Source organism: Paenibacillus sp. BSR1-1, assembly GCF_030403775.1.
Lineage (GTDB): Bacteria > Bacillota > Bacilli > Bacillales > Cytobacillaceae > Neobacillus.
Genome location: NZ_JAQMWQ010000006.1, coordinates 81,623 through 108,327, shown reverse-complemented (window position 1 = coordinate 108,327; position 26,705 = coordinate 81,623). Strand labels below are relative to the sequence as shown.

Annotated in this window: 23 protein-coding genes; 2 read left to right on the top strand and 21 right to left on the bottom strand. The window is 38.2% G+C overall.

Translation table 11 applies throughout. The features are described 5' to 3' along the window. Nucleotides 1-44: 44 nt before the first annotated feature. The 7 genes from PH210_RS12050 to PH210_RS12020 form a co-directional block, all read right to left on the bottom strand. Nucleotides 45-830: a DeoR/GlpR family DNA-binding transcription regulator gene (locus PH210_RS12050; RefSeq protein WP_289985639.1), complete on the bottom strand. Its 786-nt coding sequence runs from the start codon at nt 828-830 to the stop codon at nt 45-47. 150 nt (nt 831-980) lie between these two features. After that, a complete protein-coding gene (gene phnW / locus PH210_RS12045) occupies nt 981-2,114 on the bottom strand; it encodes a 2-aminoethylphosphonate--pyruvate transaminase (protein WP_289985638.1) in 1,134 nt (377 codons plus the stop codon). Between the two features lie 64 nt (nt 2,115-2,178). Continuing rightward, nucleotides 2,179-3,486: an MFS transporter gene (locus PH210_RS12040; protein ID WP_289985636.1), complete on the bottom strand. Its 1,308-nt coding sequence runs from the start codon at nt 3,484-3,486 to the stop codon at nt 2,179-2,181. A gap of 216 nt (nt 3,487-3,702) precedes the next feature. Beyond that, nucleotides 3,703-4,572 carry an EamA family transporter gene (locus tag PH210_RS12035; protein ID WP_289985635.1) on the bottom strand — a complete coding sequence of 290 codons (870 nt, stop codon included), beginning with the start codon at nt 4,570-4,572 and terminating at the stop codon, nt 3,703-3,705. A 5-nt stretch (nt 4,573-4,577) separates the two neighbouring features. Next, complete coding sequence (locus tag PH210_RS12030) at nt 4,578-6,332, bottom strand: putative 2-aminoethylphosphonate ABC transporter permease subunit (protein WP_483312108.1); 1,755 nt, start codon at nt 6,330-6,332, stop codon at nt 4,578-4,580. Nucleotides 6,333-6,455: 123 nt separating this feature from the next. Further along, the gene (locus PH210_RS12025) at nt 6,456-7,454 is read right to left on the bottom strand and encodes an ATP-binding cassette domain-containing protein (RefSeq protein WP_354669980.1); all 999 of its coding nucleotides are present in this window, start codon (nt 7,452-7,454) and stop codon (nt 6,456-6,458) included. A 113-nt stretch (nt 7,455-7,567) separates the two neighbouring features. Further along, nucleotides 7,568-8,617 carry a putative 2-aminoethylphosphonate ABC transporter substrate-binding protein gene (locus PH210_RS12020; RefSeq protein ID WP_289985631.1) on the bottom strand — a complete coding sequence of 350 codons (1,050 nt, stop codon included), beginning with the start codon at nt 8,615-8,617 and terminating at the stop codon, nt 7,568-7,570. 692 nt (nt 8,618-9,309) lie between these two features. Between PH210_RS12020 and mqo the strand changes: the two genes are divergently transcribed. Further along, nucleotides 9,310-10,836, top strand: a complete 1,527-nt coding sequence (gene mqo / locus PH210_RS12015) for a malate dehydrogenase (quinone) (RefSeq protein WP_289985853.1) — start codon at nt 9,310-9,312, stop codon at nt 10,834-10,836. 166 nt (nt 10,837-11,002) lie between these two features. Here mqo and phaP read toward each other — a convergent pair whose 3' ends face one another. Next, nucleotides 11,003-11,644 carry a polyhydroxyalkanoic acid inclusion protein PhaP gene (phaP, locus tag PH210_RS12010; protein ID WP_289985629.1) on the bottom strand — a complete coding sequence of 214 codons (642 nt, stop codon included), beginning with the start codon at nt 11,642-11,644 and terminating at the stop codon, nt 11,003-11,005. Nucleotides 11,645-11,885: 241 nt separating this feature from the next. Then, the gene (locus tag PH210_RS12005; protein ID WP_289985627.1) at nt 11,886-13,106 is read right to left on the bottom strand and encodes a DUF3298 and DUF4163 domain-containing protein; all 1,221 of its coding nucleotides are present in this window, start codon (nt 13,104-13,106) and stop codon (nt 11,886-11,888) included. A 148-nt stretch (nt 13,107-13,254) separates the two neighbouring features. Between PH210_RS12005 and PH210_RS12000 the strand changes: the two genes are divergently transcribed. Continuing rightward, complete coding sequence (locus tag PH210_RS12000) at nt 13,255-13,467, top strand: hypothetical protein (protein ID WP_289985626.1); 213 nt, start codon at nt 13,255-13,257, stop codon at nt 13,465-13,467. A 179-nt stretch (nt 13,468-13,646) separates the two neighbouring features. Here PH210_RS12000 and glgA read toward each other — a convergent pair whose 3' ends face one another. The 12 genes from glgA to PH210_RS11940 all read right to left on the bottom strand — a co-directional run bounded on the left by glgA (nt 13,647) and on the right by PH210_RS11940 (nt 26,692). Beyond that, nucleotides 13,647-15,092, bottom strand: coding sequence for a glycogen synthase GlgA (gene glgA, locus PH210_RS11995; protein ID WP_289985625.1), 1,446 nt, complete (start codon nt 15,090-15,092; stop codon nt 13,647-13,649). Between the two features lie 7 nt (nt 15,093-15,099). Continuing rightward, nucleotides 15,100-16,104 carry a GlgC family sugar phosphate nucleotidyltransferase gene (locus tag PH210_RS11990; RefSeq protein ID WP_483312107.1) on the bottom strand — a complete coding sequence of 335 codons (1,005 nt, stop codon included), beginning with the start codon at nt 16,102-16,104 and terminating at the stop codon, nt 15,100-15,102. Nucleotides 16,105-16,151: 47 nt separating this feature from the next. Continuing rightward, on the bottom strand, nt 16,152-17,282 hold the full coding sequence (locus PH210_RS11985) for a glucose-1-phosphate adenylyltransferase (protein ID WP_289985622.1): 1,131 nt from the start codon (nt 17,280-17,282) through the stop codon (nt 16,152-16,154). Next, a complete protein-coding gene (gene glgB, locus PH210_RS11980; RefSeq protein ID WP_483312106.1) occupies nt 17,221-19,164 on the bottom strand; it encodes a 1,4-alpha-glucan branching enzyme in 1,944 nt (647 codons plus the stop codon). The genes PH210_RS11985 and glgB overlap by 62 nt, the downstream gene beginning before the upstream one ends. Nucleotides 19,165-19,276: 112 nt before the next feature. After that, nucleotides 19,277-20,200: an AEC family transporter gene (locus tag PH210_RS11975; protein ID WP_289985620.1), complete on the bottom strand. Its 924-nt coding sequence runs from the start codon at nt 20,198-20,200 to the stop codon at nt 19,277-19,279. A gap of 84 nt (nt 20,201-20,284) precedes the next feature. After that, nucleotides 20,285-21,577, bottom strand: a complete 1,293-nt coding sequence (locus tag PH210_RS11970) for a CitMHS family transporter (RefSeq protein WP_289985619.1) — start codon at nt 21,575-21,577, stop codon at nt 20,285-20,287. 157 nt (nt 21,578-21,734) lie between these two features. Then, entirely contained in the window at nt 21,735-22,421 is a 687-nt protein-coding gene (locus PH210_RS11965) for a response regulator (protein WP_289985617.1), read from the bottom strand. Beyond that, nucleotides 22,414-24,021, bottom strand: a complete 1,608-nt coding sequence (locus tag PH210_RS11960; RefSeq protein ID WP_289985852.1) for an ATP-binding protein — start codon at nt 24,019-24,021, stop codon at nt 22,414-22,416. Before PH210_RS11960 ends, PH210_RS11965 begins: the two co-directional genes overlap by 8 nt. 132 nt (nt 24,022-24,153) lie before the next feature. After that, nucleotides 24,154-24,711 (bottom strand): NADPH-dependent FMN reductase, encoded by a 558-nt coding sequence (ssuE, locus tag PH210_RS11955; RefSeq protein WP_289985616.1) that lies wholly within the window; start codon nt 24,709-24,711, stop codon nt 24,154-24,156. A 42-nt stretch (nt 24,712-24,753) separates the two neighbouring features. Continuing rightward, nucleotides 24,754-24,978, bottom strand: a complete 225-nt coding sequence (locus PH210_RS11950) for a Fur-regulated basic protein FbpA (protein ID WP_483312100.1) — start codon at nt 24,976-24,978, stop codon at nt 24,754-24,756. A 47-nt stretch (nt 24,979-25,025) separates the two neighbouring features. Continuing rightward, nucleotides 25,026-26,165, bottom strand: coding sequence for an amidohydrolase (locus tag PH210_RS11945; RefSeq protein ID WP_289985613.1), 1,140 nt, complete (start codon nt 26,163-26,165; stop codon nt 25,026-25,028). A 14-nt stretch (nt 26,166-26,179) separates the two neighbouring features. Continuing rightward, nucleotides 26,180-26,692 (bottom strand): GNAT family N-acetyltransferase, encoded by a 513-nt coding sequence (locus PH210_RS11940; RefSeq protein ID WP_289985611.1) that lies wholly within the window; start codon nt 26,690-26,692, stop codon nt 26,180-26,182. Nucleotides 26,693-26,705 lie beyond the last annotated feature (13 nt).

The following is a 26,705-nucleotide window of genomic DNA, read 5'->3' as shown; positions in this document are numbered from 1 at the left end:
TGTTCCATAGGTACGGAGAGTCTATCAATAAGTTTTCATTATTTTTAATTAGCAACCATCCATTGTACATTGTTTTCTTTCAAAAGGTATTCCCAGTCTTGTGGATGCTCATGATCTGAAACGATGATATCAATATCATTTAAATCGGCCATTTTATAATGGGTTCGCTTCCCGATTTTTGAATGATCGATTAAAACAATGGATTTGCCGGAATGCTCAATTAACTTCTTGGTTACCATACCTTTGGACGAATCAAAACTCGTAATTCCTGCTTCCTTTGTGAAGCCGTCAGCCGAGATAAAATATTTATCGACATAAAGATTTTCCAGCATTTCGATTGTAAAGCTTCCTGTAACCCGATGATGGGTTGTGTTAATTTCTCCGCCAAGCATAATGATTTTTCCGGTAAAAATATTATGCTGGTGCAGCTCAATTAACACAGAAAGAGCTGAAATGGAGGTAGTAAAAATCGTTATATTCTGCTTATTACGTAAATTTTTAACCAGATATAGAGGTGTGCTGCCATCATCAATCGCAATGACATCATTATCATTGATCAGGCTCACTGCAAACTCTCCGATACGATGTTTGGCTTCAGGATGAGTCACCTCCCGTTCTACGGTAGGGGGCTCTTCGGTAAAAAACGAAATGTTGATCGCCCCTCCATAAACTTTTTTCAATTTTTCTTCTTTTTGCAGTTGATCCAAATATTTACGAACAGTTTCCGTAGAAACCTTCAATATCTCTGAAAGTTCGTTTACCTTAACCTTGCCGCTGGCTTCAAGGAGCTCGAGTATTTTCCTTTTCCTTTCCTCTCCTACTAATGACAAACCATTCACCCCTCGATTTTTTATTCCACTATAATCTTACTATAATAATTGGAAAAAGATAGATAGTTTATTTGGAATATTGTTTATTTTACCATCCAATATTACTGGATACCAATTTTATAGTGAATAAGTGGAATCGATTTGGGTGGATTACTTTTCAGAAACGGTATCAAGCCAATAGATGCTTTGTTCAATTGCCTGAAGCAGAGCCTCAATATCTTTTTGGTGGACATCTCCGATATTCCCGATTCGGAAAGTATCTAATGCAGAAACCTTTCCAGGATAAATCACAAACCCTTTTTCTTTTAATTTTTGATAGAACACCTTGAAGTCAAAATTTTCAGAATCAGGATAATAAAATGATGTAATAATCGGTGACTGCAGTTCGTCAGGTAATATTGGCTTGAATTGAAGCTTTTTCATTCCCTCAGAAAGAACCTTTTGATTGTTCTTGTATCTGCTTGCTCTTTCCTTAATACCGCCCTCTTCTTCAAGCTCTTTTAACGCCTGAGCAAATGCACGAACAACATGGGTTGGTGAAGTAAAACGCCACTTGCCGTTTTGTTCCTCCATTGTCTTCCATTGATCATAAAGGTCTAATGAAACGGATCTGGCATTATCTTTACATTTTTCAAATTCGTCCTTTTTTACAATTGCAAAGCCAAATCCAGGGACACCTTCAATACATTTATTCGCACTGCTAATGATATAATCAATATTTAAATCGGCGATATCCAATTCAACACCGCCAAAGCTTGACATCGCATCTACAATAAACACCCTATTATATCGTTTAACAATTTCACTTACTTTTTCTATCGGATTGAGCATACCTGTTGTCGTTTCACAATGAACAATTGCTACATGTGTAATTTCGGTATCATTTTCTAGCTGGACCGCTAACCGGTTCAAATCAATGGCTTCCACTTCACTACTATCAATAACTGTTGTATTAATTCCAAGGGTTTTGGCAATCTTAACAATTCGGCTTCCGTATACCCCGTTTGCAATTACCAACAATTTGCCGGACCGCGGCACAACGGTACCAATTACGGACTCAACACTGAAAGTGCCGCTCCCCTGCATTAATACTGTAGAATACTGATCTTCCGATTTTGTTGCCAACTTTACAAGGCTTTTGCGGATTCCCTGGACAATATTATTATAATCATCATCCCATGTACACCAGTCCTTCATCATCGCAAGCTTAACAGTATCCGTTGTTGTTAGGGGACCGGGTGTAAGTAATATATAAGGGTTATTTGTGAAATCGTTTTGGTTCATTTGTTCATTCTCCTTTTAAATTAATTTTTTTAAGTAAGTAGGTAGAACATTTATAAGAATATTTTTATGCTGATTTTCTAGTTGGCGAATCTTTTTCATTTTCACTCATTGACTTCATTAAACTTACACAAATAAGGGACATGACTCCTAAAAGCATTAGGTAAATGGCTGCAGGCACCCAAGAACCATGGAAAGCAGTTACTAATGATGTCGCAATTAACGGAGCTGTACCGCCGAATATGGCAGCACCCAGCTGGTAGCCCATGGAAATACCGGTATAGCGAACTTCTGCACGAAACATTTCCGTAAACATGGTGCCTAAAACTGAGGTGATAATTGACCAGATAGCATAGCCGATCATAACGGCGATGGTTAATAAGAGGATTGATTTTTTTGAAAGCAAAAAGAAATATGGCATTGCAAAGGCAATTACACAAACTGTTCCAATTTTAAATATCTTTTTTCGTCCAAAACGGTCAGATAGACTGCCCATTAAAGGAATCATGACTAATGAAATCAATGTACCGATTGTGACAGCATTTAGAACAGGGCCTTCTGGCATTTTCAATGAATTAGTGGCATAGGAAATTCCAAAAGTTGCAAAGATATAAAATGGTGCTGTTTCAATGGCTTTTGCACCAGTTGTTAAGATTACCTCTTTCCAGTGATTTTTAAAGGTATCGACAATCGGCAATTTTGAAACAGTGCCTTCGTCTTTCGCTTTTTGGAAATCCGGTGTTTCTTCTAAACCACCCCGAATCCACAAACCAAGAACAACAAGTAAAAGACTCGCAACAAAAGGAACTCTCCAGCCCCAAGCAAGAAACTGTGCATCAGGCAGTAATCTCATTAATGAGATAGTAGCTGTTGCCAGTATCATCCCGACTGCTGCTCCCATCATTGGAACACTTCCGGCAAAGCCACGTTTCTTTTTCTCGGAATACTCTACCGCCAACAAAACGGCGCCTCCCCACTCGCCTCCTACAGCAATACCTTGAATCAGTCTTAAGGCAACAAGCAAAATAGGTGCCCATGATCCAATACTCTCGTAAACTGGCAGCACCCCAATTAAAGCGGTGCTGGAACCCATAATTGCAAGTGTTAGAACTAGTGATTTTTTCCTCCCTAGCCGATCACCGATATGAGAGAATATTACTCCACCAAGTGGACGGAAGAAATAAGGAATTCCAAATGATGCTAAAGCAATCAATAGTCCTACGGTTGGACCGAAGTTTGGAAAGAAAAGTTTGTTAAATACGAGCGCGGCAACAGTTCCATAAAGCAGGTAATCATAATATTCAATTGAACTACCTATCAAACTTGCAACTAAAGCTTTTGCCCTCACCTTCTTTGAATGTTCTTTTGCTGTCATAAAAAACCTCCTCCTTAACTAAATATAAGCTACAACTGGAAGCGCTTTCGCCTTGTACCTCGCAATTAAGAATAACACGTTTTCTGACAATTGTGAATAGTTTTTTCGATATTTCCCTTTATTTAATTTGTTTTTGTTTGTTTTCGGTTTAATTTTATTGGTATTATGATTTTAAAAGTAAAAAAAGATGTAGATTCCTACATCTTTTTTACTTTTTCAACTGAACTTTACTACCATGACCCCCGCTACAATGATAAAAATGGATGCCCATTTTACGAAATTTATTTTTTCTTTGAGCCAAATCAAACCAATTAACGCCGCAAAAACAATGCTGATTTCACGAACCGCTGCAACATAAGTAACCGGGGTGGTTTCCATTGCGTAAACAGCCGATGCATTTGAAATAAAAACAAAAAGCCCGCCGACTATTAAGGGAATCGGGTATTTTTTCACTAAAGGAAAATAGGAAACCTCTAATTTTGTGACTCGATCAATGGTTAGTTTTCCTAAAAACATTCCAACGAAAACAAAGTACTTAAATAATATACCAGACATTTGCGCGGCTCCCATGCCGTCCAAAACACTGCTTAAGGCAGAAAGGGAACCGGCCATAAATACCCATTTGAGATGGTGAAAATTCCCCTTGAACATTCCAAGGGCACCGGTTATCGAAAGCTTTTGCTGGTTGATGAAAAGAATTCCGCAAATGATTATGATGATTCCTGCAATCCCCATTAAGGTAACATTAATCCCAAAAAAGATAAGGCTAAGGACTGTTGCGACAATCGGGGCCGTGCCTCTTAAGATGGGGTAAGCGTTACTTAGTGTAATAGATTGATAGACTTTTCCAAGGGCAAAGAAATACAATGTTTCAGAAATCGTACTGAAAATCGCCCACTTATATGCTTTTACGGCAAAATCACCTGTATGAAGAAGAAAGATGGCGAGCGGCAGGTAAAGAATCACGGAGGCGCCTAAAATTAATGTGAAAAACGCCTCCCGCTCTTCCACCTTTTTTCCTAATGCATTCCATATGGCATGGCATACAGCTGCAATTAAAAGGATGCTTAAAATCGTATTGGACATAGTGTTTAACGCTGCTGCCAGGCTTGTGCCCGGTTTCTTATTTTCTTCGTAGCAAATTCATAGACGACACGAACTAGAATGTTCGTCAACACAATGATCAGCGACATTGCAGCTGCAGGCGCTGTATCTCCGGCATCCGTCATATTGACGATAGAAATCGACGCAAGCTTCGTGTCCGCTGTATAAAGGAAAATAACGGCTGAGATCGTAGTCATCGAATTGACAAAGAGATAGATTCCAATTTCCAAAATAGCCGGAAGTGACATCGGAACGGTCACATTACAAAATGTTTTATAGAATGGAATATTCATGGATTCGGATACTGGTTCAAATTCTTTATCCAATTTCTTCAATGCGGTTGTTGCTGTAATCAGGTTGACTGAATAAAAATGGATGATATTCGCAAGGATGATAATCATAAATGTCCCGTAGAGTGACTGAAACGGGTTCGTTATATACACGCCGATGAATGGCACTTCAAATACCGGTTTATTAAAGAAAAAGATATAAGCTAACCCGATGACAAGACCTGGCAAAGCAAGCGGTAAAATCGACAAAAAGTAACTTAATTGCCTCGTGATTTTCATAAACCGGGTTTTTTCTATTAAATAGGCCCCAAAGAAAATAATGATTGTTCCGAGAATTGCGGTAATAAACGAAACATAAAGGCTGTTAAAATAAGGCTCAAGTCCGTTTCCAGCAACATTTTTAAAGGTTAAATGTTCAAGTGTCAACGAGAAATTATAAGGCCACACTTTAACGAGTGAAGCCGCAATAATCGCACCAATTAACGATAAAACTCCTAAAGAAATCAAGAGACAATAAACAAAATAGGCCTTGTCACGCCATGGATTTTTCACAATCTTATACGAAACGGATTTCGAAGAAAAAGAGGTACTTTGTTTTCTTTGCATCATCCGGTCTGCAAAAAACGCGACTAAAGCCGGAATAATTAAAATGATCCCTACAGTTGACCCCATGCTTAAATTCTGCTGGCCGACAACCTGCTTATAAATATCAGTGGCAAGCACATTATATTGGGCACCGACCACTTTTGGGGCACCAAAATCAGTGAAGCTTAAGATAAAAGCAACAAAAAAGGCGCTTACCAAACCATATTTGATACTTGGAATCGTAACAGTGAAAAACTTTTTCATTTTTCCAGATCCAAGCGTTTCTGCTGCTTCATACAATCTATAATCTGTTACAGAAATCGCCACCATCAAGATTAAAAATGCCTGCGGGAACGTATAAATGACCTCGGATATGACAATTCCAACTGGGCCATATAAATGAATATCAATTCCCATAGTGGATCCAAATATTTTTTCAAAAAGTCCAAAAAAGCCTGTGGTGATAGCTCCTTTATTACCAAATAAGTAAATAAGCGCAATCCCGTGCATCATCGTTGGTGCAAATAAAGGAAGAAATGCTACATATTTGAAAAGTCCTTTCCAGCGGATTTGCGTTCTCGCCAATGCATAAGCATAAAAAAACGCCAAGACAACCGATATTACACCTGTCAAAATGGAGATATATAATGTATTGTACATAGATTGAACGAGCGACTCTGTTTTAAAATAGTTAACAAAATTAACAAACCCAACATATTCACCGTTTTTATCTTTTAGTGCTTCCAAAAATAGCTGAATTAACGGAAGAACGATTCCAATAATTAATCCCAAAAGCATTAAGAGAATTAATGATTTATGAAACCACTCTGCTTTTCCAGTCTTTTGGCGAATTTTTCGTTTATCAATCGTATTTTGTACTGTAACCTCTGACGGCTTTAATACTGTTTCCTCCGTAAGCACTATGATCACCTCAACATTCTATTTCATTTTTACTTTTAACAGGGACATTGTTTTTACAAAAAAGCACGCCTATGCATATGTAACAAGATGATTTTGCGGCAATTCTGCATTCAAAACACTTTCCTTGTCAATATCCAGCTTTTTTACTATAGATGCAGGGACATCTACCGCTAATAAACCGTCCGAAACCTGATATGATTGATCCATGATTTCCAAAAACAATCGATAAAAAGCACCGCGAAATTCTAAAGCCTTCACTTTCGTTTTAATACTGTTTTTGGTTTGAGTATCCATTATGTGAATATGCTCCGGTCTAATGGCAATTGTTGATCCCTCTTGCCCCAACATGTTAACGGTTCCGATAAAATCTGCAACAAAAGGTGTTTTAGGATGTTCGTAGACCTCCTGTGGTGTACCGATTTGCTCCATTTTTGCGTTATTCATAACGACAATTTTATCGGCCATGGTCAATGCTTCCTCCTGGTCATGTGTGACCATAATGGTGGTGATTCCCAGTTTCTCCTGTAATTTACGAATTTCAATTCTCAATTTTAACCTTACCTTTGCATCAAGGGCAGAAAGCGGCTCATCTAATAACAGGAAGGTGGGAGATAGCGCAAGTGCTCTGGCAAGGGCAATCCGCTGCTGCTGCCCCCCGGATAATTGAGCAGGATAGCGGTCCTTTACATGTTCTAAGTGGACGAGGGATAGTGCTTCCCGTACTTTTTCATCAATTGCTTTTTTTGATAGTTTCTTATTTTTTAAGCCATAAGCAATATTATGGTAGGCAGTCAAATTAGGAAACAAGGCATAGGATTGAAAAACAATCCCAAAGTTCCTTTTTGAAGGCGGAAGGGGGGTAATATCCTTTCCTTCCAGTAAAATTTTCGAACCGACATTTGGTTCCTCAAGGCCGGCAATGATTCGAAGCAGAGTTGTTTTACCGCAGCCGCTCGGACCTAACAAGCAGACAAATTCTTTTTTATTAACTGAAAAATTGACATGATCAAGCGCCACAAATTTACCAAAGGTTTTCGTAACATTTTGGATATACAGCAGCTCTTCCATCTTAATTCCCCTTTCGTTCTTTTCAAATAATAGATGGAAAGAAAACTTCACAAAGTGGTCTTTGCAAAGTTTTCTGTCCTTTATGCGTTTCAAATTTTTATAATTGGAAATATTTACTCCTCTTTCGGTTCACTCTTCGAATCGAATCGCTTCGTCCATTCCCCTACAATTGCTTCACGCTGTTTACCAGCCCATTGGAAGTCATTTTTGATTAATTGTTTTGTTAGCAGATCCTGCGGATATCCTTCCGGTAATGGATTACCCAAATCTTCTGATACTACTGCAAAGTTTTTATTTACAAGCTCTAAGAATTCCTTCGTTGTAACAAAATCCATAAACGTTTTAGCTGCTTTCTTAATTTTGGTTTTTTTAATTAAAGCCGTTGCTTCCATTTCCCAGCCGGAACCTTCTTTCGGGAAGACAACCTCAATAGGTGCACCTGATTCTTTTTCCTTAAAGCTAGGGTAGTCGAATGAAATTCCAATTGGGAATTCCCCTTCACCAGCTTGTTTTGCCGGTTTAGAACCTGAATGGGTATAAATGCCAATGTTCTGATGAAGTTTATCCATATACTCCCATCCCTGATCTTCACCCATAAGCTGGAGGAATGCTGAAACCGTTAGGAATCCTGTGCCACTTGAAGCTGGATTTGGCATGGAGATTAGCCCTTTATATTTCGGTTCCAGCAGGTCTTGGTAGGATTTAGGAACTGGTAGTCCTTTTTTCTTTAACTCAACCGTATTTACGGCAAAAGTAGCCATGTAACCATCCATGCCCACCCAGTGCACTGGATTAGCCTTATCTTTAAAATCAGGCATAATTTGGTCGATGTTCTTTGGATTATAGGGCTCCAATAAACCAGCTTCATCTAGCGGCATTAAACTTGTAATCCCCTGGCCCCATACAATGTCTGCAACTGGATTGTCTTTCTCTGCTAAAAGTTTTGCAGCGATAATACCGGTAGAATCCCTTACTAAGCTGACCTTAATATTTGGATAGGCTTTCTCAAATGCATCCATATAGGCAGGAATTTGGTTATCCTCAATTGCTGTATAAACCGTGATTTCCTCCTTTTTCCCCCCTGAAGAGCTTTTCGCGCTGCAACCGGCGGCAAAAATGGAAAAAATGAGCATAGCGGTAATTAGTAAGATACTTCTTTTCATTGAAACATCCCCTTTTTTATTTTTTTAATCATTGAAAAGTTTGACCCACTTTTGGGTAATTGAGGGATCTTGAAGAAATGGCATACTTTAAAAAAAAGTTTGTAATGATTGGATTCATGTGATGGGTTTAATTTGTTGTTTTAGGATTGGTAGATTTTCTAGCCATATCTGCTTATTGTGAACGCTTTCATAATGATTTGTTTAAGGTCTACTTATTTTGTAGGGGGATGTCGGCTAAACACATATTCACCTCTTCTTTAGTAGATTTTAAAATATTCTTAATATTTAAACTAAATATAAAGCGAAAAACAATGAATTGCAATATTTTTTATTTGTTTTCCCTTTTTTATTTTGGTTTTGCATATTTTTTCTGCTCTATTAATAATCTAGAAGTTGCACGTGAGCCAGGGAATATAACAGTCTACATGTGAATTTTTTCACATTGTTAATTCTTAAAATAAAACAAATTAAAAACAATCAAACACAACAAATTTTATTGGTTTTTGCTTTATTCCTTTTGAATTATTATCATTTTTCAACTTTTTTTACTTTCAAATAATTTAAAATCATCATATAATTATAGATGTTTTAATTTATAAATAATTTTAATGCACTAAGAAATTGTTTAGAGACAGAAAAGATTTGTGACTTGTGGTACCTTGTTTGGTGTGACATCAACATCTTTTCTGCAAATTTTAAAGGAAGGGGTTGTAAAAATGAGCGACAGAGAAACAAAAACAGATGTCATTTTAATTGGCGCTGGAATCATGAGTGCGACATTGGGGACACTCATGAAAGAATTAGTACCGGAATGGGAAATTACAGTGTTTGAGAAGCTCGCAAACGTAGGAGAGGAAAGCTCTAACGAATGGAATAATGCGGGGACGGGGCATGCTGCTCTGTGCGAGCTTAACTACACGGCCGAAAAATCGGATGGATCAGTAGATATTTCTAATGCTATAAAAATTAATGAACAGTTTCAGGTTTCAATGCAGTTTTGGTCTTATCTTGTAAACAACAAGCTTATAGGTAATCCACAGGACTTTATCATGCCAATGCCTCATATGAGTTTTGTACAAGGGAAACGAAATGTAGAGTTCTTAAATAAACGTTTTAACGCCCTATCAAACAATCCCCTATTTCAAGAGATGAGATTTTCCGATGACCCGGAACAACTGATGGAATGGATTCCGCTTATTATGCAAGACCGCACATCTAATGAACCCATAGCTGCCACAAAAATTGACTCTGGAACTGATATCAACTTTGGTGCTTTAACACGCATGCTGTTTGAGCATCTAGAGAGTAAAAATGTCGTTATAAACCACAAATATAATGTTAAGGATATTAAACGTACTATTGACGGCTTGTGGGAATTGAAGGTGCAGAATCTCGATAGCGGTACTGTCGAACGCCATATTGCAAAATTTGTCTTTATCGGAGGCGGCGGAGGAAGCTTGCATATATTGCAAAAATCCGGTATTCCTGAAGGAAAACATATTGGAGGATTTCCGGTAAGCGGAATATTTATGGTGTGTAATAATCCGGATGTTGTAGCGCAGCATCATGCAAAAGTTTACGGCAAAGCTAAGATTGGTGCTCCACCAATGTCTATTCCGCATCTTGACACAAGATATATCAACAATAAAAAATCGCTGGTATTTGGACCATTTGCCGGTTTCTCACCAAAGTTCTTGAAAAATGGTTCAATGTTCGATCTATTAACTTCCGTAAAACCGAATAATATCTTAACTATGTTGGCCGCAGGCGTAAAAGAGATGACATTGACAAAATACCTGATTAAGCAAGTTATGTTATCGATAGAAGAACGCATGGAAGAGTTGCGCGAGTTTATCCCGAACGCCAAAAGAGAGGATTGGGATTTTGTCGTAGCGGGCCAACGTGTGCAAATTATCAAAGATACTGAAGCTGGTGGAAAAGGAACACTTCAATTTGGTACGGAAGTGATTACTTCCGCTGATGGCTCAATCGCAGCATTACTAGGCGCTTCTCCAGGCGCTTCTACTGCCGTTGACGTTATGCTTGAGGTAATTAAAAAATGCTTCACACAACATATGAAAGAGTGGGAACCCAAAATCAAAGAAATGATTCCTTCTTATGGCATGTCACTAATGGAAAAACCAGAGCTTCTTCACGAAATTCAAACTTCAACAGCGCAGACACTTGGTCTTATCGAAAAAAAGCTGGTCTTTAGTTAATTCTTTGGATGTAGTCCCCATGTATCAATAAATAAAAGGCATCCAATTCATTTGCGAATTGGATGCCTAATTATAATGTTATTTACATTTTTGCACCTTTAAACCGAACCCGTTACTTGAAAGGTAAAATTGCTTTTTTTGTGCGATATCAAATATATATTTAACACTATTTACTTGGAGCAACAAGTACACGCACGCTATCTTCTATTCGTTCAGCAATATTATGATGAGTTTTCCTAGCTTGTGTTAAGTAGTTGTCTGTGACAGCTTCCCAAGCATTAAATGCTTCATTGGTATATTTAATGAATGACTCGCTATTTTGTTCAACAAGCTTTTCTGATCTTTCCATTAAATCAAAGGCTGTGTTAATTGGAGTTAAATAAAGCTCCTCTAGTTTACTAGCTGCTTCACTTACTTGTCCTTTTAAAGATTCAGTCACTTCTTGAGCAGCTTCATTTGTTTTAATAATAGGGTTTTGGAATAAGCCATTGCGCAAATCGCTATTAAATTTTGTCGCTTGCTCATAGAAACTCTTTAACGTTTTGCGGTAAACTCCATTGAACTTTGTTGTTTCCTTAATCGCTTTTAAGTAAAGTTCTTGGCGTTGTGCTCGATATTCTCTTGTGCGAGTTACTGCACCTTCAATTTGATCCCAAAATGTTTCAATAAATGACTCTGTAGCATAACTTGCTTCTTTTTGCTGCTCTACTTTTTGAATTTCAACTTTTGCAACCTCTACTTTTGGAACCTCTACCTTTTTAACCTCATTTTTTACGACATCTTCTTTTTGAATCACCTTTTGGGCCATCTTTATTCCTCCTCATTTACTTTGTAAATTTCTCTATTTTATCCTCTAAATGAAAAAAGAGGTATGTAGAGTTTCAGAATACTAGGTCACGAATTTGTTTTTTTGAAATTACCATATATGTATTTTACACATATAGGTCACACTTCGTCAATTGCACCTAAACAATAATTAATTAAATTTTATTAATAGTAAAAAAACATTATTCCACATTGGAATAATGTTTGACTAACCGGTTCTAATTTTAAAAATCTATTTGGAATGTTTTCATTATTTCGGGAACCACATTATTAAGGAAATCATTGACTTGTAAATCGTTCTGTGGGTATTTTCTGACTGAATAGGAATAAATGATATTATTGTTTTCTACCAATTCTACTTCCGTTTCCGGTTTTAACGAAGTCCATACTTGTTTTTCATACATATGGATACTAAACAATATCGGTTTATCAGAAGAATTATAATATATATTGACTTCATCATACCAAGATTTATTTGCCTCGTAATCTGCTCTTTCAAATACTAAACGATCAATCCAGGTTTTTGGAACCGAAAAATGATACCCTTCGGAAACATAAATGGTTATTAAGCTACTTGGTTTTGAAATATCAATCCCATGACTATTGAAAAATGCAGTATTCAAAATGCCCTTTATATCCGAAAACGGAAGTTGATATTGAAGCGTACCTTCAGCATAGGAAGCGTATTCATATGGTGGGAAATAAATAATTAAGCCTTCCTTTGTTAGATAAATTTGGTTTAAATCATCTGAGGTTATTTGTTTAAACTCACCCATAGCTTCAAGCGTGTGCAAAACATCCTCTTTTAGGACGAGTTGTGTAATGATTTGTTTTGCTTTATCTGATTCATTATACATTTCGTTTGGTTCTACAATCTTCCCATTATCCAAATCCACCAATATAGGAACTCGAGATGGCATTCCATGTGCAGCCCCGCTAAGATAGTAATATTGATTAAACATAAAACTAATGAGATGGTCATTTTGAAATGTGATTTCGTATTTTGAAAAGAACGATGACGGCGAACTTGGATCATCATTGGACATTTGACTCTCATCTGCATTGTTCGCCTTTTTCTTCAAAGTATCATTAATTTCTGCTTGTGCCAATTTGTCTTTCATGCCATCAATTTGTGGATAAATAATGTTGATAATTGGGCGTTCTTTTTGAATGGACTCGTCATGTATCTTTATCGTTTGATGAGTAGATGTTTCCTGTTGATTGGTGGTATTGCCCGGTTTAATGGTGGGTTTTTCTGGTTGAGCGCTAGGTTTTTCTGGTTTTACGGCAGGCTTATTTGTTTGATCACTGGTTAGTTCTGATTGATTTTTACCTGTTATTTTTTGTTGTTCTAAATCATGCTTTGTTTTTTGCGAATCGCCACATCCTGTAGCAAAGAAAACAAATAAAACAATGGGTATGGGTATGCTCCACTTCAATTTCAACTTCTCACTCCCCTTCAAATCCATCACCGTACAAATATAGTATTTTCCGCATTTTTTAGAATCCCTTAAAATTTATTTATCATTTTGGCATTATTATTATCAGAACTGAACCCAACTCTTGATCATATATTAATAAGAGGTGATTAAAATGGATAACCATCTTCAGCAATCATTTGATATCCGTTTTTTGAAAATTGGCCAGTTAGTCAATAGTGGCGTTCTCCAAATTGGTTGTGGGGCTGCTAAAGGTCAACGGGTCGCTCCTGTTGGATATACTACGGTTGGTTCTACGTTAGTTCCACTTGCAGCAGCCCCTATAGAATTTGCTGTCCCATTACAAGCAGCAGTTCGAACCAAATAATAAGATTTGACCATATATATTTATATTTTTAACAGTGGGAAGCATTTGTTTTCCCGCTGTTTTGAATTTTTTGATAAACAACATAATAATTAAACATCATTAACTATTAGTTAAAAGTAAGATATATTTTTTCAGTAAAAATAAAAAACCAGGCAAGATGCCCGGTTCCAGGTTTTGGTTTACTCTATAGGTTTGTCATCAAGAAGGTCCTCATAAATCTCATTGTATTTCTTTGCAGACTGCATCCAACTATAATCTTGACTCATCGCATTTTGTACTAAGCTATTCCAAGTTTCCTTTTGTTGATAAAAATAGTTCGCTCTTCTAACTGTATGCAGCATATCATGGGCGTTGAAATTCTTAAATGTGAATCCGTTGCCCTCACCAGTGCTTTCATTATAAGAATGTACCGTATCATTCAAACCGCCCGTTTCTCTTACAATCGGTATGGTTCCGTACTGAAGGGCAATAAGCTGCCCTAATCCGCAAGGCTCAAATTGTGAAGGCATTAAAAACAAATCAGCCCCCGCATAAATTTGATGAGCTAATGCTTCATTAAAGCCTAAATAGACCCTTACCTTATCCGGAAATTCTTGCTCCATTCGACTAAAGAAGTCCTCATATTGAGGGTCTCCAGACCCAAGAACGATGAATTGTACATCCTCCTGCATCATGCTGTGAAACACATTGAGCACCAAGTCTAACCCTTTTTGTGCGGTTAAGCGGGTTACCATCGCCATAACGGGGGTGTTTTCCCTTTCCGGCAGACTGAAATATTTTTGCAGCTCTTTCTTATTCACTGCTTTACCATCTAATGAATTTAGATCATAGGAAACCGAAATATCTTGGTCAGCTCTGGGATTGTAGGCAACGTCGTCGATGCCATTTACGATGCCAATAAGCTTATCGCTGTGTTTTCGTAAAAAGCCGTCGAGCCTTTCGCCAAAATAGGGATACTGAATCTCTTCTTTATAGGTCGGACTTACAGTTGTTACGACATCAGATGAAACAATTCCGCCCTTCATAAAGTTAACATTTCCGTAAAACTCCAGCTGCTCGCTGTTAAAATATTGATGACTTAATCCTAACAATTCACTCATTACCTCATATGGGAAAATCCCCTGGAACTGTAAATTGTGAATCGTAAATACCGTTTTCATGTCCCTATAAAGCGGATTGAGACGATACTGGGCGTCCAATAAAAAATTCACCATGCCTGTATGCCAGTCATGACAATGAATCACATCAGGGAAAAAATCCAGATGGGGAATGCATTCCAATACTGCCTTTGAGAAATAAGAAAATCGTTCCCCATCATCATAATGGCCATATAGAGTATCACGATAAAAATAATATTCGTTATCAATAAAATAATAGGTAATCCCATCATGCTCGTAGGAATAGATGCCACAGTATTGACTGCGCCAACCGAGCTGAATATAAATCGCCTTTTGAAATTGAAATGATTTTCTCAGCTTTTCAGGAATTAAACTGTAATTTGGCAGGATAACACGTACATCTGCCCCTAACTTTTTTAACGCTTTGGGCAACGCACCCGCTACGTCGGCAAGACCGCCCGTTTTCACAAACGGGACACACTCAGAAACTGCAAATAACACTTTCACTTTATCCTCAACGCCCCTCTTGAACTGTACCTTTACCTACTATATAAGGTGACACTAAGGTTCCTGTCAAGTGTACACTATTTTCAATCCTGACATCTTTATCGATAATGACTCCATCCAGTACACAATTTTCTCCAACCTGACACTTCTGCATGATGATGGAGTTACGAATCACAGCGCCTTTACCAACTTTAACAGAACGGAAAAGGATGCTATTCTCTATATCCCCTTCAATAACACATCCATTTGCAATCATTGAATTGGCAACCTTTGCTTCCTTCCTATAGCGTGTTGGCGGCTCGTCCTTTACTTTCGTGAAAATTGGATCTTCCTTTGAAAAAACTTCTTTCCATACGGACGGCTGCAGCAAATCCAGACTATTTCGATAATAGCTTTGAAGGGAGTCAATAATCGCAATATAGCCTGTCCAATCATACAAATTTATTTTAAAATTATGACGTTTATCATGGATTACATCAAAGATACTGTAATATCCTTGATTCTTATATTGATCAAAAAGGGATAGCAATAAATCTTTGCTTAATATATAGGTTTCCAGCGATTTCCCATTATTGGATACCTCCGTAATATCCGCTTCCGTTTCAATATGATGATCTAAAATTTCACAAAAATCGATGGTTCCTACTGTGTAGCAGTTGGTTATGACAACGTACTTTTGCTTACTGCGTAAGAAATAAGTGATATTTTTCGAGAAATGTGCAAATGACCCAAATCGTTCGTACCGGGATTTTCCATCTGGCGTGAACACAAACAGACCATCACGCTTTCTGTCCAAGTCCCATTGCTTTCCAGATCCTAAATGGTCCATTAACGACCGTATCTCATGTCCGGTGAAAATCGCTACATTCGTAATCCCTGAGTTCACCATATTTGATAACATAAAGTCGATTAAACGATAACGTCCTGCAAAGGGAAGAGATGCTAAAGTACGATGGGCAGTTAAATTCTGAAATGTTTCAAACTCATTGGTTGCATTGATAATACCAAGCATGGAACACGGCAAAGTATCCTCCTGCCTTTCCTAGTAAGTTTTTATGACTATTCTTCATCAGCAAACAAAATTACAGCATCTTTGTTATGTGAGGGACGAATAATAGCATTATCTTCCACCACCATACCTGGTGCGACAATAGCTCGCTCGATAACAACATTTTTTCCGACACGGGCATCCGGCATGATAACAGAGTCTTTAATCATACTGCCTTCCTCAACTGTAACGCCTTGGAACAAAACTGAATGCTTAATCGTCCCTTCAACAATACAGCCCTCATTAATCAATGACTCCTCTATTTGTGCGGTTGGAGCAATATATTGAGGCGGCTGATTTGGATTGACAGAATAAATTCTCCAATTACGATCATAAAGATCAAAGTCCGTATCTTCTTTTAATAAGTCCATATTGGCTTCCCATAAGCTTCCTACCGTACCGACATCCTTCCAATAGCCTTGGAAAGGATAGGCCACGACCCTTTTCTTTTCTTCCAGTAATAAAGGAATGATATCCTTGCCAAAATCATTGCTTGATTCAGGGTTTTTATCATCCATCTCTAAAAACATTCTTAAAACCGGCCATTTAAAGATGTAGATTCCCATCGATGCTAAATTGCTTTTTGGCTCTTTCGGTTTTTCCTCAAATTCAATAATTTCTAATTCCTCATTGGTATTCATAATTCCAAAGCGGCTTGCTTCCTCCCAGGGAACCTCAATAACGGAAATCGATACATCTGCTTCTTTTTCGATATGGTAATCAAGCATTTTAGAATAATCCATTTTATAAATATGGTCGCCTGAAAGGATTAGAACGTACTCTGGATTGTATTGTTTTAAATAATTTAAATTTTGGTAAATGGCGTTTGCCGTACCTTTATACCACCTGACGCCTGCCGTTTCCGAATAGGGAGGCAATACGGTAACCCCGCCATTAATTCTATCTAAATCCCAAGCGCTGCCGATCCCGATATATGAATGCAAAACGAGAGGCAGATACTGGGTCAATACACCTACAGTATCAATCCCTGAGTTTGTACAGTTGCTTAACGGAAAGTCAATGATTCTATACTTGCCGCCAAATGAGACGGCCGGCTTGGCCTTATCTCTTGTCAGCGCACTAAGACGGCTGCCCTGGCCGCCTGCCAGTAACATTGCTACGCACTTTTTTTTCTGTACCATTGCTTATTTTCCCCTTTCTTGTTTTCACTGGTCGTAAAATGGATATACCAAAAGGCGGGATGGTCATCTCCAGATGGCATGGCTGATTATGAAACGGCTTTTCAATTGTTTTGATTTTCTTTTTATTTACCCTGCCCGAACCACCATAAACAACTGAATCACTATTTAAAATCTCATTGTAATCATTGTAGGAAGGAACTCCTACTTTATAGTTTTCATAAACAACCTCTGTAAAATTGCAAACCATAATAAGAATATTGTCTTCAATTTTCCCTTTTCTAATAAAGGAAAAAATACTTTGGTCTTTATTGTCTGCATCAATCCACTCAAAGCCTTCATTATCATGGTCCAGTTCCCAAAGTGGTTTTGAACGCTTATACAGGTTCATCAATTCTCTAAAGTAATCATGCATGAGGCGGTGCATCTCGAAATCGTGTAATTCCCAATCTAAATCCTCTAAATCCTTCCATTCATCAAACTGACCGAACTCTCCGCCCATAAACAATAGCTTTTTACCAGGGTGTGTCATGAAATATCCAAACAATAAGCGGAGCTGGGCAAATTTCCGCCAATAATCACCCGGCATTTTATTTAAAAGGGATTTTTTGCCGTGAACCACCTCATCATGTGACAATGGCAGGACGAAGTTTTCCGAAAATGCATACAGGAGGGAGAAGGTGACTTTATCATGCAATTCCTTACGATTCTGGGGCTCTGCTTCCATATATTTTAAAATATCGTTCATCCACCCCATATTCCATTTATAGTTAAAGCCTAAGCCGCCTTCATAAGCAGGCGACGTCACTAACGGCCAATCTGTCGAATCTTCCGCCATCATCAAAATGGCTGGATCGGCATCAAATACAATCTCATTTAGCTTTCGTAGAAACGAAACAGCGAATTCATTTTTTTGATACACACCCCCGGCATTCCAGTAGAGCATATTGGCCACAGCATCGATACGAAAACCGTCAACGTGGTAGTATTTCATCCAGAATAAGGCGTTCGAGATCAAAAAGCTCCGCACTTCAGACTTTCCCAAATCAAAATTGGCTGTTCCCCATATTTCATTCTCGCGTACGTATGTATCTTCATATTCATATACGGGCTGCCCATCAAACATATACAAACCATGGGCATCCCTGCCATAATGTCCTGGAACCCAATCAAGGATGATCCCTATACCACTTTGATGGCATTGGTCGATAAAATACATCAAATCATGCGGTGTACCATAACGACTTGTCGGGGAATAATATCCGGTTCCTTGGTAGCCCCAGGAACGATCATAAGGATGTTCAATTATAGGCATAATTTCAACATGAGTAAATTTATGCTCAAGGACATATGGGATCAGATCCTCTGCCAGCTCTCGGTATGAATAAAACTCCCCATCGTCCTTTTTCTTCCAAGAACCTAAATGCACCTCGTAAATAGTAAGTGGTTCTTCATATACACTTTTCTTTCGTTTATTTTTAAACCACTTTTGATCGTTCCAATCATATCCTTCAATGTTGTAAACAATGGATGCTGTGTGCGGCCTGAGCTCAGAATAAAATGCATAGGGATCTGCCTTTAAGATTGTATCTCCCTTAGCAGTTATTATTTGAAACTTGTATATCTCTTGTTCCAGCAAACCTGGAATAAATAATGACCAAATTCCTTCATCATTTAGTTTTGTCATCCCATGCCGGCTTCCATCCCATTTGTTAAAATCCCCCACCACGTTGACCTCGGCGGCATGGGGTGACCAAACAGAAAAACGAGTACCCTTAACTCCATTTTGTATTTCAAGATGTGCCCCAAAGACCTTGTAGCATTCATACAAACTTCCTTCGTGAAAAAGGTGGACATCATAATCTGTTGGTTGTGTTAAGGTCACAATTCTCACCACTTTGCTGCTGAATTTTCCATCTCCATAATCAAACGCTCTAATTTGTAGCATGTTAAAAGAAGCCGCCCATTATTCTGGACAGCATTGCAAAATCAAATGATTAAAATAAAAGGGTTGATAAAAAAACAACAGTGGTTACGGTTATCATGCTTAGCACGGTAGACAGCAAAACGACTTGAGCGGCATATTCTGGATGATTTCCATATTCTAGAGCAAATAAAGCGCTATTTCTTGATGTTGGGAAGGAGCTTGCAATAAACAGCGCTTGTGCTGTAGTTCCATCCAATTTTAAAAGAAAAATAATGAGTAATGCGATGGCCGGTGAGAGAATGAGACGGCCAAATAAACTTAGAAACAACGGCAAAGAAAATTTGCTGATTTTTATATAGGCACTTTGTGCACCAAGCGTAACGAGTGCAACGGCCAGGAAAGCATCAGAAGTATTGCTGATTGGTGTCCACAGAAAATCAGGTAATTTTATATGCATGGTGTGGAGAATCAATCCCAATAAAAAAGCATAAATAACTGGATTCTTTAAAAACTTCTTTATTGCTATAATTCCACTTTGATCAACGGAAACCGAATTTAGCAGCCCATAGGTGTAGGTGAGTAGGTTCTGAAAAATCATGACCACAATTTGAATGGAAGCACCCAATGGACTATGCTGGAAAACAAGCTGGCTTACTGGCAGTCCAAAGTTTCCAGAATTGTTAAGGACCACGCTATTTTTGAAGGTGGATGACAAACCGTTTTCAAATTTGGCCGCTTTGGAAATGACTGCCGTAATAAACATTAAACTACTGCATTGTATTAATAAAAAGCTCAATATATGGACAAGTGTTTTTCCACCAACATTTGTTTGATAAATATTTACAAAACTAACACAAGGCATTAGAAAATAGTTATTTAATTTAGATAATGTATTCATATCAAACTGAAATTTTCGATGTAAAAATACTCCAGCACCTATTAACGTAAAGACTGGTAAAATGACATTTATTAATATAAGAAAAAATACTTCCATAACATTCCCTTTCTGTTATTCCCCATTAATGAAATATAGTCCAAGAACCCTCAGGTAGAGAGCTCTTGGACTATGGCAAATTTGTTAAAAAGGAATAATGGTCAAAATTACAGCAACCAAAATCATAACTGCTGATGATGCGCAGGCCCATTTTAGGAATGAACGCTGCAGGTCCCCGAAATCTTTACCAACCATTCCCACTAATAAATACGTAGATGGAACTAACGGACTTAACAGGTGAACCGGCTGCCCTAGAAGAGAAGCTCGTCCAATTGCGGCTGGATCGATTCCATATACGCTTGCAGCTTTAGCAAGTAAAGGCAAAACTCCATAGTAGAAAGCATCATTGGACATAAAAAACGTAAATGGTGCACTAATGATAGCAGTAATAATGGCGATGTGAGGACCTAAAGCACTTGGGATATGAGAAATCATAATGTTGGCCATTGCATCCACCATTTTTGTCCCAGAAAGAATCCCTGTAAAAATCCCTGCTGCAAAAACCATGGAAACAACAGACAAAGCATTATCCGCGTAGTGCATGATTCGTTCTTTTTGTTCTTTTAAATTTGGATAATTGATCGTAATGGCAATAGCAAAGCCTATCATGAATAATACGGTTGATGGCAGTACCTCTTGAATAAGTGCAACTAACAATAGAATAGTAAGTAAATAGTTTACGATGATTAATTTTGGACGCTTTAAGTAGTCATCCGCTGTTGTAGCAGCTATTTCTGATAGAGTGCTATAATCGATTTCTAGGACACCAATCCGTTTCTTTTCTTTTCGTCCAAGAAGGTATGCCATAAACAATACAAACAACACACCGCCAACCATACTTGGGATCACGGGAGTAAAAATATCGCTCATTTCAAGATGCAAGGCTGTCATCGCTCTTGCAGTTGGTCCGCCCCATGGAAGAAGGTTCATAACTCCTGATGATGATACAGCGATTCCAGCCAGTACCAATGGTTTCATGCCGATTCGCTTATACAAAGGAAGCATAGCAGAAATGGTAATCATATAAGTGGTTGTTCCATCACCATCAAGAGAGATTAATAGCGCAAGGACGGCTGTTCCTATTGCAATTTTTACCGGGTCCCCTTTTACTAGTTTCAAGATTGTCGAAATGATAGGGTCAAATACCCCCGCATCGATCAATATTCCGAAAAAGAGAATCGCAAACAGGATCATGATTCCTGTCGGTGCCACGCTTTTAATCCCCTCAAGCGCCATTGGCCCCATTTCTTTTCCGAATCCGCCGAATAAGGCAAATACAACTGGTACCACCATTAAGGCGATCATCGCTGAAAGACGTTTTGTCATAATTAATACCATAAATACAATAATCATTAAAAATCCTAAAGTTGCTAACATCGTCTTCACCCCTTTTGTTTGTAAATTAATAATAATCAAAATTTTCTAGAGTGAAAACGTTTGCAAAATAAAGTTATTATTGTAAATAAAGATGTATTTTGTACATATTGTTCACGGAACTCAAAAAAGAAAAAAGATACCAATGTCGGCATCTTCCTCAAATAGGATAATATTTCCTTTCCGGTCTACCGACGATTCCATAAACCACTTCCGCCTTGACTTCTTTTATGGATGAAAGGTATTCCAAATAGCGCCGTGCGGTGATCCGAGAGGCTCCAATTTCATTTCCCACCTCTTCGGCAGAAAGGCCTTGGTTTTTAACCTGTAGAACGTTTTTCACCTTGCTTAGCGTAATTTCATCAATTCCTTTTGGCAATCCAGCTTCCTTTCCTGGCTTTTCAATTTCTTTATTTCCAAAAAGAAGGTCCACATATTTCTGGTTTATTTCCTGTTCTGAATTTAAAAGAGAGTGCTTTTTAATAAAATCGAGAATGACTTCGTCAAATCTTTCCCGGTTCACCGGTTTAATTAAATAATTTTCTACGCCATAACCCAACGCTTTTTCAATGAACGCTTTATCGGTTGCTGCTGTTATCATAATTATATTTACTTTTGGGAACTGCTCGCGGACAATGGGGAGCAAATCAGAGCCGAGCATGTCAGGCATGTACACATCCAATATTAATAAATCTGGCGCTTTTTCCTCCAGTAATTGAAGCGTCTGACTGCCATTTAATGCTTTTCCAGCCACTTCAATTTCCTTAAATTTTTTTAAAAATTTTTCATGGATATCAGCGATCCGAAAATCATCTTCTGCAATAACCGCTTTTATCTTCTTATTCAACTTTTTGACTCCTCTCGTATTCCTTTGGAAGGTATACCGTAAAGACCGTCCCACTTTCAGGATTACTTTGAACTTCAATCATACCATTCATTTCAGTCACAGCCTCTTCTGCATTTGCAAGGCCAAATCCCCTAGGCTCAACTCCATTCTTTGAAGTAAAGCCCCTATTAAATAGGAGTGGAATTTCTTTCTCGCTAATTCCTTTTCCATTATCGGCAATCTCAAAAATGATATCACTTCCGATATCGGTCGTGAACAATTTTACGGTAGGAGATTCTTTACCGTAGACAGCTTCAAAGGCATTATCAATTAAGTTCCCCAGTATAATGATCAAGTTCGAAAGTTTAATATGGGCTGGCAATTCCTCTAAAAAACTGTCAGCAACAATTTCAAAGTTTATTTTCTTTTCTGAGGCTTTTCCTAGCTTTCCTAACAAAATCGCCTGCACCTTGGTATCTCTTATATGGTTAAAAACAATAGAATTCTGAATTTGCAAGCTTTGTGTTTCCGTTTGAATCATTTCGATTGCCTGATCATATTCGCCGAGCTGAAGCAATCCCATTAACACGTATAATTTATTAGTAAATTCATGTGTCTGTGCCCGTAAATCTTCCGAATAACTTTTTACTTCTGATATGGTATTGACCATTTGCTCAATCTCGGTTTTATCCCGGAAAGATGCTACGACTCCATTAATTCCCGTTTCATCAAAGAGCGGTGTGCAATTGACGATGACGGTTTTATCCTTCCAGACCATTTCTTTATCCTCTTGCGGATTTCCCGTTCTTAGTACCTCATATAGGTAGTCTGAAGGGAAAAGCCCGTCCACCTTCAAATGGCGGACAGATCCGTTAATATGTAAAAGTCGTTTCGCCGGCTGATTCATCATCGTGATGAATCCATCTTTGTTGATGGCTAGAATTCCTTCCTTAACACCATGCAGGACGGCGTTCTTTTCTTTATAAAGTGACGCTATTTCATAAGGTTCAAGCCCCATTGTATCTTTTCGGATGTTTCGTCCGAGCAGGATGCTGCCGATAAGCGAAATGATTAGGGCAAAAAGTGAAACAAGCAGCACCTTGGAAATAGTGTTCATAATTTGCTGCCTTACATCCTCTAGAAGGAAACCTACAGAAACGATTCCGATTACCTCTCCCTTTTCGTTAAAGATAGGAGATTTCCCTCTAATCGAAGGTCCGAGTGAACCATTCGCTTTGGAGACATAATATTCTCCTTTGTTAAGTGCTCTTTCATTATCTCCACCCCTCATTTTCTTCCCAATCTTAGAGGTTATAGGATGTGAATATCTTATTCCCTCTTTGTTGCCAATGACAACGAATTCAGCCCCCGTCTCTTTGCGGATCTTATCTGCAATCGGCTGAATCGTTTTAGAAGGATCTGCTGTTTCGAATGCCGAAATAATGGGAGGGATAAATGAAACTGTTTTTGAGATTTCCAATGCCATCCGGCCCTTATTTTCCTCTATTTGTTTACTTTCCATAATGCTGAAAAATACGGTCAATAGGAGAATCAAAAATAAACCCAGCGATAGGACCAGCCCAAATATTTTTGTTTGTAATAATATTTTTTTTGTTTTCAGCCAGAACCCCACCTTTTGAAGCTTATGGATTTTGTATAAAAACCATTATATCCTTAATTGCTGAAAAGTTGTTTGTAAATGTTTTCATTAATAGAAAAAACGGCAGCAAACGGCTGCCGTAAAATCTTAATTTCATAGAATGGGCCTTGAAACACTTTTTCGTGTTGTTAATGAAGTGTTTATCGGTTCTAATGATGATTCTAAACGCTCTTTGGCTTCTGAATTTAATTCATAGCGGTTATTTCCTAATTTATTAATTTGATTGTCTAAAATAAATACCCCTTTTAAAATATTGGTTGCTCCTAAAGCAGCAAGTACAGGTTTTAGGGCATAATCAATCATTAATAAGTGACCAAAAGTGCCGCCAACTGCAATTGGTAAAACAGTCTTATCTTCTAGGCCGCTTTGCGGCAGGAGATCCAAATACGTTTTTAATACTCCTGTGAATGATGCTTTATAAACCGGTGTGAGAATTATAATAATATTTGAATCCTCAACCTTCTGATTCGCTTTTTTAATTTCTTCACTATCAAACTTCGCCAGAATTAAATCCTCTGCCGGCAAATGGCGGACATTGATGATTTCCGGAGTTGTCTGTACACCATGGAAATAATTTAAAACATCATGTAATACACCATTTAATCTCGTTTCCTCTGATGGGCTTCCAGAAATAATTGTAACTTTACTCATTCGTTCGAACTCCCTTTCATAAATAATTTTTTAAATTCCAAATTACCTTTTGTTCCGTTTTTGATTAATCAATTGAATCGACCCAAAATCGCTATGAGGATGATTAAGTGATTGAAATCTTTTATATTCGTCTTCAAGTTGCGTCAAGGATAATTCAAAAAGATGTTGATCATCTTTCTTATAGACATTAAAAGCAATGAGTTTGTCGATTAAATTTTTCCGCTTATTTTCCACAGCTTTTCGAAGAATCTCTCCCAACTCAATCACTCCTATATATAGACTTTAAATTCCATCCTTCATAAAAATGGCTGATATCAGTAATTTAGATTTAACAATTCTCTTGATGTTTCAAATAAATAATACGCCGCTTTTATAAGCGCAGATTCATCAAGAGTGAATGCTGGATGGTGCCATTCCTCGGACCCACTTGTTCCAAAAAAAGCAAATGTTCCTGGAATCTCTTGAAGATAGTAAGAGAAATCCTCACCAGCCATAGAGGGTTCGGGATCGATAACATACAGCGACTGCTTTTCGGCACATTTCTTGGCAGCCTCGGTGATTGTTTTATGATTGCTAAGTGGCGGCGGCCCTGCAAACCAATCAATTTCCACTTCGTGTGAAAAAGCTCCAGCAATCGCTTCGACAATGCTGTAGAACCTCGACTTTACTTCTTCTCGGATAGCCTGATCAAAGGTTCGAATTGTTCCCTCCAGTTTCACTTCCCCTGGTATGACGTTCCACGTACTGCCGCCATTTATCTTCGTCACACTCAGTACAACATTATGAAGAGGGGACACATTTCGACTAACCACGGACTGAAGGGCTGTTATAAGATGGCCAGCAGTGAGGATTGGGTCCTTTCCATTTTGCGGTATGGCGGCATGACTTCCTTTTCCATACAGAACAATTTGAAACCGATCTACTGCCGACATTAATGGACCTTCCTTTAGACCAATGGTGCCAACAGGTAAGTCTGGTTTATTGTGAAGACCAATAATCGCGTCAACTCCATCCAATTGTCCGTCATCTATTACCTGCTTGGCGCCTCCTCCTAATTCCTCTGCTGGTTGAAAGATCAAGCGTACGGTTCCATTGAGCTTAGACTGGTGTCTTTTTAAAAGACGAGCCGCACCGATAAGTGCCGCTGTATGAAAGTCATGACCGCAGGCATGCATGACCCCTTTATTTTTTGAAGCATATGGCAAGCCGGTTTTTTCCTCAATAGGAAGTGCATCAATATCCGCACGTACCGCCACAATCGGACCAGGTTTCCCTCCTTTTAAGTCAGCAAACACACCTGTTTTCAAATCTGTTTTCCGAAGCGGAATGTCTAGTTCCAGAAGCCACTTTTCAATGGACTTCGTCGTTTCAAATTCTTGTTTCGATAATTCCGGGTATTGATGCAAATGACGACGAATCGAAATCAAGTATTGCTCAAATTCCTGCTGATTCATAACTATTTTCCTTTCTATAAATCAAATCGATAGCATTTTACTAAAATATCATTGTTCATAAATTCCTTCGTATGATCACGCTTAAACCCGAGCCATTCGTACAATCGAACCGCTTTTTGCATTTTATCACCGGTGTGCAAATACAATTTATCGACTCCCTGCGACTTTGCAAAATCTAGACTAGCTTTCAGTAACTCCTGGGCGACGCCTCGCCCCCGCGCCTCTGGATGAACAGCTAATAAGCGAACAATTGGTGAAAAAATTTGTAATTCCGGTCTTTGATAGGCCTTTTCTGACGACAGAAATAACTGTAAGGTACCGAGAATTTTGTCATCGCTTTTCGCAATTAAAATCTTTTCCACGTCTGGATTGTCTACAGATTCCTTAATATTTTTTAAATAAGCCTCCCAAACTTGAGGATTTGTATAAGCACCCTCATACTGCTGATAGCTCTCCACTAATAAGTTGCGAACTGTTTCTTTTTCATCTTCCACTAATTCGTCTATAATAATTTGGTTAATTGCCATAATCGAAACCATC